At 63.9% G+C, this 14,196-nt stretch carries 12 protein-coding genes; 7 read left to right on the forward strand and 5 right to left on the reverse strand.

Annotation, left to right across the window (positions count from 1 at the left end; genetic code table 11):
* A complete protein-coding gene (locus M3484_RS02620) occupies positions 1-1,644 on the reverse strand; it encodes a Re/Si-specific NAD(P)(+) transhydrogenase subunit alpha (RefSeq protein WP_283258268.1) in 1,644 nt (547 codons plus the stop codon).
* Between the two features lie 282 nt (positions 1,645-1,926).
* Here M3484_RS02620 and kynU point away from each other — a divergent pair, with 282 nt between their 5' ends.
* Positions 1,927-3,138, forward strand: a complete 1,212-nt coding sequence (gene kynU, locus M3484_RS02625; protein WP_249495636.1) for a kynureninase — start codon at positions 1,927-1,929, stop codon at positions 3,136-3,138.
* Positions 3,139-3,370: 232 nt separating this feature from the next.
* Positions 3,371-4,420: a L,D-transpeptidase gene (locus M3484_RS02630; protein WP_249495637.1), complete on the forward strand. Its 1,050-nt coding sequence runs from the start codon at positions 3,371-3,373 to the stop codon at positions 4,418-4,420.
* 110 nt (positions 4,421-4,530) lie between these two features.
* Here M3484_RS02630 and M3484_RS02635 read toward each other — a convergent pair whose 3' ends face one another.
* Entirely contained in the window at positions 4,531-5,217 is a 687-nt protein-coding gene (locus M3484_RS02635) for a D-lyxose/D-mannose family sugar isomerase (protein WP_092897384.1), read from the reverse strand.
* 164 nt (positions 5,218-5,381) lie between these two features.
* A complete protein-coding gene (locus tag M3484_RS02640) occupies positions 5,382-6,203 on the reverse strand; it encodes a gamma-glutamyl-gamma-aminobutyrate hydrolase family protein (RefSeq protein ID WP_249495638.1) in 822 nt (273 codons plus the stop codon).
* A gap of 256 nt (positions 6,204-6,459) precedes the next feature.
* Between M3484_RS02640 and copM the strand changes: the two genes are divergently transcribed.
* The 5 genes from copM to M3484_RS02665 all read left to right on the forward strand — a co-directional run bounded on the left by copM (position 6,460) and on the right by M3484_RS02665 (position 11,383).
* Positions 6,460-6,852, forward strand: coding sequence for a CopM family metallochaperone (gene copM, locus M3484_RS02645; protein ID WP_249495639.1), 393 nt, complete (start codon positions 6,460-6,462; stop codon positions 6,850-6,852).
* 387 nt (positions 6,853-7,239) lie between these two features.
* Positions 7,240-7,818 carry an exopolysaccharide biosynthesis protein gene (locus M3484_RS02650; protein WP_171909489.1) on the forward strand — a complete coding sequence of 193 codons (579 nt, stop codon included), beginning with the start codon at positions 7,240-7,242 and terminating at the stop codon, positions 7,816-7,818.
* Between the two features lie 109 nt (positions 7,819-7,927).
* Complete coding sequence (locus M3484_RS02655; protein WP_249495640.1) at positions 7,928-9,754, forward strand: ABC transporter ATP-binding protein; 1,827 nt, start codon at positions 7,928-7,930, stop codon at positions 9,752-9,754.
* A gap of 78 nt (positions 9,755-9,832) precedes the next feature.
* The gene (gene ygfZ, locus M3484_RS02660; RefSeq protein ID WP_249495641.1) at positions 9,833-10,657 is read left to right on the forward strand and encodes a CAF17-like 4Fe-4S cluster assembly/insertion protein YgfZ; all 825 of its coding nucleotides are present in this window, start codon (positions 9,833-9,835) and stop codon (positions 10,655-10,657) included.
* Positions 10,658-11,056: 399 nt separating this feature from the next.
* Positions 11,057-11,383 (forward strand): DUF6280 family protein, encoded by a 327-nt coding sequence (locus M3484_RS02665; RefSeq protein WP_092897374.1) that lies wholly within the window; start codon positions 11,057-11,059, stop codon positions 11,381-11,383.
* A 140-nt stretch (positions 11,384-11,523) separates the two neighbouring features.
* Here M3484_RS02665 and M3484_RS02670 read toward each other — a convergent pair whose 3' ends face one another.
* Both M3484_RS02670 and M3484_RS02675 read right to left on the reverse strand, forming a co-directional pair.
* Positions 11,524-12,456 (reverse strand): hypothetical protein, encoded by a 933-nt coding sequence (locus M3484_RS02670; RefSeq protein WP_249495642.1) that lies wholly within the window; start codon positions 12,454-12,456, stop codon positions 11,524-11,526.
* Between the two features lie 207 nt (positions 12,457-12,663).
* The gene (locus tag M3484_RS02675; RefSeq protein WP_249495643.1) at positions 12,664-14,100 is read right to left on the reverse strand and encodes a TolC family outer membrane protein; all 1,437 of its coding nucleotides are present in this window, start codon (positions 14,098-14,100) and stop codon (positions 12,664-12,666) included.
* Between the last annotated feature and the right edge of the window lie 96 nt (positions 14,101-14,196).

Raw genomic sequence — 14,196 nt, forward strand, 5'->3', positions numbered from 1 at the left:
TTACGACTTCTGGAACATGGCGAGCATGCGCCGTGTGACGAGGAAACCGCCGAAGATATTCACCCCGGCCATCAGGACAGACAGTGCCCCCAGCACGATCACCAGCCAGTTGCCCGAACCGATCTGCAGCAGTGCGCCAAGGATGATGATCGAGGAAATCGCATTGGTGATCGCCATCAGCGGCGTATGCAGCGAATGCGCCACATTCCAGATCACCTGGAAGCCGATGAAGCACGAAAGCACGAAGACGATGAAATGCGACATAAAGCTCGCTGGCGCATAAAGCCCCGCCAGCAGCAAAAGCCCGCCCCCCACGGCAAGCAGCGTAAACTGGTTGCGGGTTTGTGCTTTGAAAGCAGCGACTTCTGCGGCGCGCTTCTCTTCCGCTGTCAGCTCTTTCGCGGCTTCTTTCGGCTTTTGAACCGCGATGGCCGCGATCTTCGGCGGCGGCGGCGGGAAGGTGATCTCGCCTGCCTTTGCCACGGTCGCGCCGCGGATCACATCATCTTCCATGTTATGGTTGATGACGCCATCCTTACCCGGCGTAAGATCGGCCAGCATGTGGCGGATATTGTTGGAATAAAGGTTCGACGCCTGGGTCGCCATACGCGAGGGGAAATCGGTATAGCCCACAATCGTCACACCATTGGCGGTCACGATCTTCTGATCAGGGATCGTCAGATCGCAATTGCCGCCGCGCTCGGCCGCAAGGTCGATGATGACCGAGCCGCGCTTCATCAGCCCGACCATGTCTTCGGTCCAGAGCTTGGGCGCGGGCCGGCCCGGGATCAGGGCGGTGGTGATGACAATGTCGATCTCCGGCGCCAGTTCACGGAATTTCTTCAGCTGTGCGTCGCGGAATTCGGGCGAGGACGGTGCAGCATAGCCGCCGGTCGCCGCGCCATCGGTCTGCGCTTCGGTGAAATCAAGATAGACGAATTCAGCGCCCATCGAATTGATCTGCTCGGCCACTTCGGGCCGCACGTCGAAGGCATAGGTGATGGCGCCGAGCGAAACGCTCGCGCCGATCGCCGCCAGACCCGCGACGCCCGCCCCCACCACCAGCACTTTCGCCGGAGGCACCTTGCCCGCCGCCGTCACCTGGCCGGTGAAAAAGCGCGGAAAGTTATTCGCGGCCTCGATCACCGCGCGGTAGCCGGCGATATTGGCCATGGAAGAAAGCGCATCCATCTTCTGGGCGCGGCTGATCCGGGGGACCATATCCATCGCAACAGCGGTCACGCCTTTGGCTTTCGCCTGCTCCAGCAGTTCGGGGTTCTGGGCCGGCCAGAAGAACGAGATCACCGTCTCGCCCTCATGCAGCAGGTCAAGCTCGGCCGGTTCCGGCCCGCGCACTTTCACGACCACATCCGACGCATCCGCCACCGCTTTCGCCGAAGGCAGCACGGCGACACCTGCGGCCTTGTAGGCCTCATCGGTGAACCCCGCATTGGTCCCGGCGCCAGTCTCGATCAGACAGTCGTGACCCAGCTTTTGCAGCTGCAACGCGGAATCCGGAGTCATCGCGACCCGGTTCTCTCCCGCGAAAATCTCTTTCAAGGCACCAATTTTCAAAGTGCGTTCTCCCCCTTCTTCTGAGCAGGCGCAGTCCCAATAGCATCCCGCAATAAAATTACAATCCATACTTTTGACATGCAATTTTGTTGCGCGACATTGTGACGCAGGATCACGAAAGCGTAATCTGAGGCGGACTTTTCCCTTACCCGGCGGAAAGTGCAAGCGCTTTACGACGCTTTGGGATGGAAAAACGCCCCGTCCGTTCGGGCAGGTTTCACCGCTAGCGCTAACAGATCCTGAATGTCCGCGTCGGGTCCTGCCACCTCCGGCCTGATCCCCGATTTCCGCCCCTGTCCTCCGCGGATCACTGGCATATTTGCCCCCGACATGCGAGACCGGAACAGGCAGATGGGAGAAACGCCGGTGACCACCGATTTCAAAGCAACCAGGGCCATGTTCGACCTTCCCGAAGGGGTGGTTTATCTGGATGGAAATTCGCTCGGGCCGCTGCCGAAAGCGGTCGCGGCGCGGGTGGCGGAAACGGTAACTGCCGAATGGGGCCAGATGCTGATCCGCGCCTGGAATGAGGCGAAATGGATGGAGATGCCGTCGCGCGTCGGCGACCGCGTCGGGCGGCTGATTGGCGCCGAGCCGGGCTCGGTTGTGATGGGCGATACGCTGTCGATCAAGGTCTGGCAGGCGCTGGCCGCCGGCCTCGGGATGGTGCCTGACCGGCGGGTGATCCTGTCGGATACCGGCAATTTCCCCTCTGATCTCTATATTGCCCAGGGGCTGACCGGGATGCTCGGGCCGGAATACAGCCTGAAGACGGTTGCGCCCGAAGAGGTCGCAGGTGCCATCGATGAGACGATTGCGGTCGTGATGATCACCGAGACCGATTACCGCACCGGGCGGCGCCATAACATGGCCGAGCTTGCGCGGATCGCGCATGAAAAGGGCGCGCTGCTGGTCTGGGATCTGGCACATTCCGCCGGCGCTTTCCCGGTGGAACTCGCCCGGGATGGCGCCGATTTCGCGGTCGGCTGCACCTATAAATACCTCAATTCCGGCCCCGGTGGCCCGGCCTTCATTTATGTCGCCCCCCGCCATCAGGCGCGGGCGCGCCCGGGGCTTGCGGGCTGGATGGGTCATGAAGCGCCTTTCGCCTTTGACCTCGACTACCGCCCCGGCCAGGGGATCGAGCGGATGCGGGTCGGCACGCCGCCGATCCTCCAGCTTGCGGCACTGGATGCAGCGCTGGATGTCTGGGACGGGGTCAATCTCGAAGACCTGCGCCGGGTCTCGCTTGAATTGCAGGACCAGTTCATCGCAGGTGTCGAGGCCGCCTGCCCCGAGCTGAGCCTTGCCACGCCCCGCGATCACGCGATGCGCAGCAGCCAGGTCAGTTTCCGCCATCCCGAGGGTTACGCCATCATGCAGGCACTGATCGCCGAAGGGGTGATCGGTGATTTCCGCGCCCCGGACATCCTGCGATTCGGCTTTACGCCGCTCTACATTGACCAGGACGACGTGGCGCGGGCGGTTGAAATCCTTGCCCGCATCATGGCAGAGCGCCGCTGGGACCGTCCGGAATTCCGTATTCGCGGCAAGGTGACCTAAGGTCATCTGAGCGTGGATCCGGCGTTTCCGGGCGGAAATGAATACCAGATGCAGAAAATTTTGCCGTGAAGCCGGCTTTTTGTCACGTTTCTGTGTTCACATCAGAGTGTCCCGCATATCACGGGACTTGACCTGCGGGCCTTGCTCCCCCACTGAAAAGCGAAGGAAATCAGTCGGCCCCTCATTCGGGTCCGGATGACAATCCCGTGTGAAAATTTAATGCGAGATCCAGATGCGAATGACCGGTTTCGTCGCCCCGCTGCGCGGTATCGCGGCCAGCCCCGCCAAAGCCGTGCTGCTTGTGGCCATGCTGCTTTCGGCCTGTGTCGATACGATGACCAGCACCGACGCCAAAGACCAGCCCGCAGCCCAGCTTATTGAACAGCCCGCGATCAGCACGGATCCGACGATCTATGCCGCGCGCTCTGACGGGACCTTCACCGTTCCCGGCCTGCCGGTCGAACAGATCCCCGAGGCCTATCGCCGCCAGGTCGTCGATTACCCGACCGATCTCGCGCCGGGCACCATCGTGATCGACCCGACGCCGCGCTTCCTTTACTACGTGCTCGGCAAGAACAAGGCGCTGCGCTATGGCATCGCCGTGGGCGCCGAGGGCTTTGGCTGGTCGGGCGAATCCATCGTCGCGAACAAGCGACAATGGCCGACCTGGACGCCGCCGGCCGAGATGATCGCCCGCAAACCTTCGCTTGAGAAATGGCGCAATGGCCAGCCGGGCGGTCCGACCAACCCGCTGGGCTCGCGCGCGATCTACCTGACCTCGGGCGGCCGCGATTACGGCTATCGCATCCACGGCACCCCGGAATGGAAATCGATCGGCCGCAATGCCTCTTCGGGCTGTTTCCGGATGATCAACCAGGATGTGATGGACCTTTATGAGCGCGTCAAAGGCGGCGAGCGGGTGATCACCCTGACCTCGACCGGCGCGATGCCGACCGGCCTGAACATCCCCAAACCGGTGGCCCCGAAAAAACCGGCTGAGCCGAAAAAACCGGCGGCAACGCCTGCCGTGCTGCCGATGATCGGCCCGGCTTTGCCCGGCGCGCCTGCCCCGGCGACGCCTGATGCGGCAACGCCTGCGGCCGCAACCGCTCCGGTGGTGCCCGCGGATACCTTCACCGTGACCGAACCCGCTGCACCTGCCGCTCCGGCTGCGCTTGAGGCCCCGGCTGCGCCCGCCACTTCGACCCCTGCGGTTGTGACGCCTGCCCCTGCAGCACCGGCGGCTCCGGCCTGCACCGGCGCCGACTGCCCGGCGAACTGAGACCTGGTCAAACGGTCCGGCCGCGCGCCGGACCTCTTCAAACGCAAAAGGCCGCCTTTCGGGGCGGCCTTTTTCATATCCGGGGGCGCCAGGTTCAGCCGCGCCCGGTTTTACCTGAGCCAGGTCTCGTAATCGCTGACCAGCAGATGCGTCGGTGCGACATCTTCCTCGATCTCGGCAAAACGGCCAATCGGCTCACGGAAGATATTGTCGGTGAGATCGTCATTCACGGTGGAGACCTCGCCGATCAGCACATCGCCGCCCTCGCCCCAGAAGGCATGCCAGTCGCCCGGCATCAGCGTGACCGATTCCCCTGGTGCAAGCCGCAGCTTATCGCCGGGACTATAGGGCCGCTCGACCCCGTCACAGCGCACAATCCCGCCGCGATCCGCAGCATAGGCGCCGGTCTCGTCGCTGCCAAACAGCTCGACCACCAGCGTCGCGCCGCCCCGGTTAATGATATCTTCGGCCTTGATGACATGGGTATGCATCGGCGAGATCTGATCCTGGCGCGAGATCAGCAGCTTTTCCGCATAGCACATGCCGCCGCCGCGCTGCAGATCCGCAAGCTCGCCATTCCGCAGCGTGAAGAGGAAAAGCCCGAGCTCGTCAAACCGCCCCTCGCCGTAATCGGTGATATCCCAGCCGCAGCGCCCGGCTATGAGGCGCGATGCACTGTCCTTGCGGGCGCGGAACTCGTCCGGGCTCCAGCGGGCGAAGGGCGGCAGGACAAAGCCGTAATGGCGGATCATCTCATCCGCTGCCGCCATGATCTCATTGATACGCGAACGCTTCATCTTTCCTCCGCTTTCGCCCTGATGCGGCGCGATCGGCGCAAAACCGGCACCGGCCGCTCCGTTTGCGCTAACCTAGCGGCGGAAGACCTGACGGAAAAGCGGCATTCTGCAACGGGCGGACCAAACCGCCGGCCCCTTCATCACGATCAGATCCGGCAACCGGCTCAGGCAGCCCCGGCCGCCAGCGGGCGGCGCTCCGAGGCCCAGGCCTGCGCGGCCAGGCCGAATGCCTCGAAGAGGGGCCGCGACACCGGGTCTTCGCCGGCCTGCCATTCGGGATGCCATTGCACCGAAAGCGTGAAGCCCGGCGCGCCCTCGACATAGAGTGCTTCAGGGGTGCCATCCGGCGCATGGCCGTCGATCACGATACGCTTGCCCGCGCGGTTGATGCCCTGGCCATGCAGCGAATTGGTCATCACCTCTGACGCCCCGAGCAAGTGATGGAACACGCCACCTTCGGTAAAGCGCACCGGGTGCCGCAGGGCGAATTTTTCCTCCATCGTGCCTTCGGGCGGCATGCGGTGGTTCATCCGCCCCGGCAGGTCGCGGATCTCAGGGAAAAGGCTGCCGCCCATTGCGACATTGACTTCCTGAAAACCACGGCAGATGCCGAATACCGGCTGGCCACGCTCAACGCAGGCCCGGATGAGCGGCAGGGTGATCGCATCGCGCGCGCGGTCGAAATCACCATGCGCCGGGGTCTCGTCCTCGCCATATTCGGACGGGTGCACATTCGGGCGGCCGCCGGTCAGCAAAAAGCCATCGCATTGTTCCAGCAGATCCTCCACCCGCGCAAGACGCGGATCGGTCGGCACGATCAGCGGCAACACGCCTGACACCTGGGCCAGGGCCTCGGTATTGATCACGCCACTGCCATGGACCTCATAGCGCCCTTCGATGTGATGCGAATTGGCGATCACGCCGATCAGGGGCCGGCGGTTTATGGCGCGGGAACCGCGGTCGGGAACGGGCTGCGGGCGGGACATGACTCAATCCAATACAACGCTATAGGGGCAAGATAGCGACCCTGCGCAGCGGATTGAACCTCTCTCAGCCGCACAATGAACCGTCCTGCCCTGCACAGTGCCGGAATTCCAGAACACTGCCCGCAAATCCGGCATCGGGGCAAAAACCCACGCCTGCCCGTTATTCAGATCACCCGAGCGTGACTTGCCTTCCCCCTGCTGGAAGGCCGCATGGCTACCCTACCACACCGCAATATGGTCCACAGGAGAAAGTCAGATGTTCAAACTTCCCGCCCTTGCCGCGCTGTCGATGGCGCTTGCGGCCCCGCTCGCAGCCCCCGCCGGAGCTGAAGAAGTCCCGGCGATGGATCATTCCGCCCATGCTGCCGCGCCCGCCGCTTCGGAGGTTCCCGCCTCCACCGCAGCCTATGAGGCGGCGGCGATGAAAATGCATGGCGATATGACCATCGACTACAGCGGCAATGCGGATGTGGATTTCGTGCGCGGCATGATCCCGCATCACGAAGGCGCGGTCGAGATGGCGCGGGTGGTGCTGGAATATGGCTCCGACCCAGAACTACGCAAACTGGCTGAAGAGATCATCGCCGCTCAGGAAGGCGAAATTGCCTGGATGCAGGCCTGGCTGGAAAAGAACGCGCCCGCCGAATAAGGCCGCATCCCTGCTCCGGCATGGCTGCGGCGGGCCTGATCCGGGGCACCCCCTCGCCGTGAAACGCTGGCGGTGAACCCCTGGCGGGCTTCTCCACAGGCCAATGCCAGCCTGCCCCCCGATCCGGTCGCGGATCGGGGCCTGAACACGTTCCCGCCACGCGGGGATATGCCGATCCGGCACGCTCCTGTGGCCTCTCCCCTTGCGGCGCCGCCCGGCAAGGACAAGATCCGGGGCTGACCCGATCCCAGGCGCCTTCTCCTGCCACAGCGCCCAAGCCCCGAGAGTGCCGCCGGCGTGGAAAACGAATACAGCCCTGCACGACCCGCAGCCATTTCTCCGCCGGAGAGCGCATCCCAAAACGCGATGCCGCCGGGGCTGAGCGCCATGCTGATCGCGCTCGCCGATGACCGCAGCCGCGAGCGGGTGGCGATAGGCGACATGCTCGATATGATGCGCACCCGGGCCTTTGGCGCGCTGCTGCTGATCTTTGCCTTTCCAAATATCCTGCCTTCTCCCCCTGGCCTTGCGGGCGTGCTGGGATTGCCGCTGATCTTTCTGGCGGCGCAGATGATGCTGGGCCAGGCGCCCTGGCTGCCGCAATTCATCGCAAAGCGCTCGATGTCACGTGAGGTCTTTGCCGCGATGGTGACGAAGATCCTGCCCTGGATCAGACGCGCCGAATCCCTCATGCATCCCCGGTTTGAGGCGATGGCTGGCGCGCGCGCGCAGCGGGTTCTTGGCCTTATCTGCCTGATCCTTGCCATCGCACTGGCACTGCCGGTGCCCTTTGCCAACCTGGCACCGGCTGCCGCCATTTCGGTCATCGGCCTTGGCATTTTGCAGCGTGACGGGCTCTGGATCGGGATAGGCCTGGTCGGCGCGGCTGGCGCGCTGGCCTGGGTCGCAGGGCTTGGCTATGCGCTGCTGCGCTCGCTGATCTTTGTGGTCGACAATGCCTTCTGACCGCGCCCCCGGACCAGCGAGGCTTGAGCGGCCCCGCCCTCTGGGGTAAACCGCCAGGACGGATGCGTGCTGCCAGACGCCGCAAACGGCAATTGAGAGGCACCGCCCCATGACCCCCGTTCCCGAGCAGATCGCCCCCGGGCAACTTGGCCCCGACCCGGCCCAAAGGATTGAGGTTCCGATGCCGGCGGTGGTGCCACCGGAACAGCGCGACCAGCTCTTTCGCCGCTTCTGGCGCGATTTCCTGAAACGCCGCGCCGGGCTGATGCTGCTGGCCCTGCTGGTCTCGGCGCTGGAAGGCTCGACGCTCGGCCTGCTGTCGGCAACGCTCGAACCCCTGTTCGATGATGTTTTCGCCTCGCGTTCCGAAACTGCGCTGATCTGGGTCGGGCTGGGCATCCTTGCGCTCTTCCTCTTCCGGGCGCTGACCTCGATCCTGGGGCGCTGGCTGCTGGCTCTGGTGAATTTCACCAATGCGACCGAGATGCAGGTCGCGCTGGTGCGGCATTTGCTGACGCTGGACGGCAATTTCTACCAGAAAAACCCACCCGGCTCGCTGATCGAACGCGTTCAGGGCGATACGATCGCGGCCCAGACCACGACGCAGCTGGTGATCGCCGGGATCGGGCGCGACCTTGTCTCGCTGATCGGGCTTTTTGTTGTGGCGCTGATGATCGACGTGCAATGGACGCTGGTCGCTTTGATCGGCACGCCGCTTCTGCTGCTGCCCGCCATGGCGCTGCAGCGCTATGTGCGGCGCAAGACACGGCAGATGCGGGTGGAATCCGGTTTGCGTGCCACGCGGCTGGACGAGATCTTCCACGGCATCCAGCAGGTCAAGCTGAACCGGATGGAAGATTACCAGACCAGCCGGTTCTCGGGCATCGTCAACCGGATCCGCCGCGCCGAGATCAAATCGACGCTGGGGCGGTCCACCATGCCGGCGCTGGTCGATATCGTCACCGGGATCGGCTTTTTCGCGGTGCTGATCTTTGGCGGCACGCAAGTGGTCGAGGGCACCCGCACCACCGGCGAATTCATGGCCTTTTTCACCGCGATGGCCCTGACCTTCCAGCCGATCCGCAAACTTTCGGAAATCGCGGGGCAGCGCCAGATCGCGCTGGCCTCTCTGGAACGGATCTATGGGCTTTTCGACACCGAGCCGAATACCAGCCGCCCGGCGGTCAGCCGCGCCCTGCCCGCGACCCTGCCGCCCGAGATACGGCTGGAGAATGTCAGCTTCGGCTATGAGGAAACACCGGTCCTGAACGGGCTGAGCTTTACCGCCAGAGCCGGGCGCGTCACCGCGCTGGTCGGCGCTTCGGGCGCGGGAAAATCGACCATCTTCCACCTTCTGACCGCGCTGGCCGACCCGCAACAGGGCCGCATCCTGATCGGCGGCGCCGATGCCAGCGGGATGAGCCTAACCGATCAGCGCAGGCTCATTGCGGCCGTCAGCCAAGAGGCCGCGCTTTTTGACGAGACGCTCCGCGAGAACCTGATCCTTGGCCGCAACGGCATCACCGAGACCCGGCTAGAACATGTGCTTGAAGACGCGCGCGTAAGCGAATTTCTTGGCCGGCTGCCCGATGGACTCGACAGCCTTGCCGGCCCGCGCGGCTCGGCGCTTTCAGGTGGCCAGCGCCAGCGGGTCGCCATCGCGCGCGCGCTGCTCGCGGATGCACCGATCCTCCTCCTGGATGAGGCGACCTCGGCGCTGGACACCGCATCCGAGCGCGCCGTGACCGGAGCGCTCGCGCGGGCCCAGGCCGGGCGGACGACGCTGGTGATCGCGCATCGCCTCGCCACGGTGCGCGAGGCAGATCATATCGTGGTGCTCGACCAGGGCCGCGTGATCGAGGAAGGAACCCATGACGCGCTGATTGCAGCCGGTGGCCAGTATGCGCGGCTCTATGCGTTGCAATTTCGCGACTGAACGGCGCAAGCGCCCTTTCCGCGCCCGCCCGCCGGCCCCATATTGACCGCAGACCGACCAGAGAAACCGGAACAGATCATGACCGAGACCGCCCTTGCACAGCGCCCCCGCAAAATCCTGCGGATCGAGGGTAAGGACGCGGTTCCCTTCCTTCAGGGGCTGGTGACCAATGATGTCTTGCCGCTGCAAAAAGCGCCGGGCCTCGTCTGGGCCGCGCTGCTGACGCCACAGGGAAAATATATCGCCGATTTCTTTCTGGTGCGCCGCAGGGACGACCCCGAAGGGCTGATTTTCCTCGATACCGACGCAGAGCTGGCGCCGCAGGTGCAGCGGCTGCTGACGCTTTACAAACTGCGCGCTGTGGTGACGATCAGTGAAAGCGATCTGGCCCTGTCGCGGGGAACCGGCGCTGCGCCGGAAGCCGCGCTGGCAGATCCGCGCCACGCGGCACTTGGCTGGCGGCTTTACAGCGATGCAGCCCTGCCCCAGGAGCCGGCCGCTCCGGATACCAAAGCGCCCCCTGCGGCCCCGGACCTGACAGACTGGAACGCGATCCGCCTTGCGCATCTCATCCCTGAATATCCCAATGAGCTGCGCCCGAATGAGACCTTCATTCTGGAACAGGCCTTTGAGCGGCTGCATGGCGTCGATTTCCGCAAGGGCTGCTATGTTGGCCAGGAGGTCACCGCGCGGATGAAACACAAGACCGAGCTGCGCAAGGGCCTCGTGCGGCTGCAGGTCGAGGGCGAGGCTGCGCCCGGCACGCCGATCACCCTTCCTGACGGGCGCGAGGCCGGGCAGATCGGCACCTCGGCGGAAGGCAGGGCCCTGGCCTATATGCGCTTCGACCGCATGGCAGGCGAGCTGAGCGCCGGGACTGCAAAGCTGCGTGCCGAAAGCTGAGCCCTAAGGCCTTAGGCTGAAAACCGGCGCTTCAGATGACTTTACGCGCGGATGGTCAGCCAGCCCCGCCGCCGGTTTCGGCCTGTGATTGCAGAATCGCCCGGTTTTCGCGCGGGCCTCTGCCCGGAAGCCGGGCGGAGACATCTTTTTCGATCAACAGCAAGCCGGTATTCCGCCGAAACCACGCGGGCAGGCACGGCCTGAACTTGAAAAAATTCTCCCAAAGCCCATATTTCGGCGGTGCCCCCCCTGCCTGACACCCAGATTATGTGGCCATTGTTCTTAGCTATGCGTATTTCGCATGACGGGCATTCCAAACAGGGCTGCCCGAATCGTAATCAAGGCGTTACAAGCGGCAGGCGGCCCGGCAAGATCAAAAAACGACCAAGGATGTGCGTGATGCTCGATTCAATCGATAGTTCGGCTTTCAATTTCGAGCAGGGTCAGCGCGCTCGTAAGCTTTTTGCTGCTGTTGTTCTTGCGGCTCTGGATGATGCCATTGCCGATGACAAGAAATATGGCAATGGCCCGGAACAGATCGCCCGCTGGGCGCGGTCGCGTGACGGACGTGAAGTCCTGTCCTGTGCGGGTATCGACCCGAATGAACGCGTGGTCAAAGGGCTGATGGAATTCGTCGCCAAAGGGATCCGTACCTCGGTCGCGCTGAGCCGCGAAGAATCCGAGCGTCGTGCGGCCCTCGAAGCGGATCAGGCCGAAGCGGCCTGATCAAGGCGTCTTCTGCCCCGGGACAGTCCGGTAAAGCCGGACCTGAAACAAAAAGCGCCCTTGCGGGGCGCTTTTTGTTTTGAACCACCCGCGACCGCTGCGGCGGATCAGTCCGCGCCACGGCGCGGGTTCAGAGGGTGTTATTCGAAATCCCGGGACGACAGCGCGCGGTTGACTTCCAGCCGCACCAGTTTGCGCACATTGCGGGTGATCCGCTCTCCGAGCGTACCCGCGAGTTCCTTGCGGATGATTTCCGTGACAAGGTCGCGCAACACCTCTTCGTCAATCCAGGCCTCATCTGCGTCGCTGCCGTCATCCTGCGCCAGATCATCTGATGAGACTGCAACCACAGGGGGCCGCGCTTCTGCCGCAGCGGTAAAGCGCGGGGCTGCTTCGGGCTGTGTAAGCTCTTCTCTGATCCGGGCCTCGGCGCGGTCTGCCCAGGCTCTGGCCAGCGGCTCGTCCGGGTTTTCGCGGCGCGGCTGTGGCGCGGGCGACAGGGTCTCCGGCGCCAGTGATCCATCCCAGGCCTCGCTGCCCTGGCCCCAATCCACCTCGGGAATGGTGGCGACCCTGGCCGGGATCGGCTGCTCAAGCCTCAGAACACCATCTGCCGCGGTCGGTTTGTGCTCATCCGTCAGCGCCGGACGGCTGTCGAGCACCACCCGCAAACCCGTGCCGCCCTCAGAAAGGCCGGCATCATCATAGTCCTCACCGCCATAGGATCGCCCGAGCGGCGCCGCCTCGCCAAAGAAAACAAGGATCTCTTCATCGCCGACCACCACCATCGGCGCCCCGCTTTCATCGGCGTCAGGGTCGGAAACCGCTGCGGCTGCAACCTCCTGGCTGGCCGTTACCGGCATACAGGCTGCGACCGCCGCGGCTGCCGGGGCTTTGGCACTGACAGCTGCCGCCGGGGTCTCGACGATCCGCAGCGAAGGGGTCAGCAAGAGCTTATCGGCCGGGGCTGCATTTTCCGTCGGCTTCACTGCCGGTCGCAGATCTGCGGATACCAGACGACGAATCGAGGACAGAACATCCTCGATCTCATGCGATGTAAGTGGTTCCGACATGTTGCCCTGCCCGTCACTGACTTTTCTTGACTTCAAGTGTACCGCCAGTTTGGCCCGCAGACAAGGAAGGCCGCGAAATCACAACCCTGAACGGCGGATAAGCAATGGGCCGGAACGCCTTGCGCATTCCGGCCCGCAGTCGTTCAGCTGAACGTCCCGTGACTTTTCCCGCAGCCCTTTCGGGCGCCGTGGCTCGGTTGCGGTGGCTCAGTTATTGCCGCGCTTCAGGATCCGGTCGAGTTTTTTGCCCTGAACCGAGGTGGTAGGCGCATTTTTCACCGCGTTGTAATAGGCCGCCGGGTCATAGGTCGGGATCCCGAGATTGAGATGTTCGACCGTCAGAAGCCCCATGCCGGCAAGGATCTGATAGACCGCGTAATACCGGTTCGCCTCGGATTCGAGCCGCGAGGCGCGGGCGTTCAGCAGATCCTGCTCGGCATCCAGCACATCAAGCGTGGTCCGCGCGCCCAGAGCCGCCTCTTCCCGCACGCCGTCAAAGGCTGCCTGAGCCGCCACGATCTGCTGGCGCGACGCTTCGATCGAGGCATTGTAAACCTCAAACATCGCCCAGAGCGTGCCGACATTCTGCTCGATGACCACCACCGTCTGGTGCAGGCCGGCGCGCGCGCCTTCCTTCTGGGCGACCGCCTTGCGGTAGCGCGCCGAATACTCGCCGCCGGCATAGATCGTCTGGCTCAGATTGAGGCCAACGCTGCCGCTGAGAGTATCGGAATCGCGCAGCAGCCCATCTGCTTCGGTGCGGCTGCCGGTGATCCCGGCCGAAAGGCCAAGCACCGGTTTCATCGCGGCCTCTGCCAGAGAAACGTTCAGATCCGACGCCTTGACCGTGTGCTGCGACTGGCGGATCGTCGGATGGGTGCTGACGGCGACGCGGCGTGCTTCCTCCATCGACTTGCCGATCGCGGGGCTTTTCGGCAGCGGCGCAAGCGTGCCCGGATAGGCACCGGTCGCGGCCTTGTAAGTCTCGCGGGCGACTTTCAGATCACCCTCGGCTGCCGCCAGATTGGCGCGCGAGGCCGCCAATGCGGCTTCGGCAATCGAGACATCGGTACGGGTGATCTCGCCCACTTCGAACCGGTCCTGGGCTGCACGGAGTTCCTGGGTGATCAGCCGCACATTCGACTGACGCAGCGCCACGATCTCAAGCTGGAGACGCACCTGCACATAGGCCCGCACTGCCGCCAGCAGAACATCCTGTTCCACCGAGACCAGTGCCTGGCGCGTCGCCATCACGTTTTCACGCGCGATTTCCAGCGCGATGGCGCGGCGTCCGAAATCCATCAGCGTCAGCGAGACGCTGAGTTCAAAGGTCGCGTTGAAATTCTTCGACCAGCTTGACGTGGGAACAACCGGTCCTGTGCCCAGAAAGCCGCTGGCGCCAAAGCCTTCCGTATGGGAATAGCTTGACCCGGCGCGCACCGCATAGGCCACAACCGGACGCAGCGCAGACATGGCAATCGCGGCATCCTCATCGGCGGCGCGCAGCACGGCCTGGTTTTGCTGCATAAGGTTCGAATTGCGATAGGCCGCGATCAGCGCATCGGCCAGGGTCTCGGCCCTTGCCGGCAGCGCAACCACCGCTGCCGCCATGCTGATCGTCATCACCTTGAGCCAGTTGCGCATCTTGTTCTGTCCTGTCTGCTCGCAAGTCCCGGGCCAGGGGCCCAGGGCACTATTCCGTTCAACCTGTCAGAGGGCGCCCTACTGTCGGTGGGGGCC

The organism is Pseudomonas sp. GX19020 (genome assembly GCF_023371075.1).
GTDB lineage: Bacteria > Pseudomonadota > Alphaproteobacteria > Rhodobacterales > Rhodobacteraceae > Pseudogemmobacter.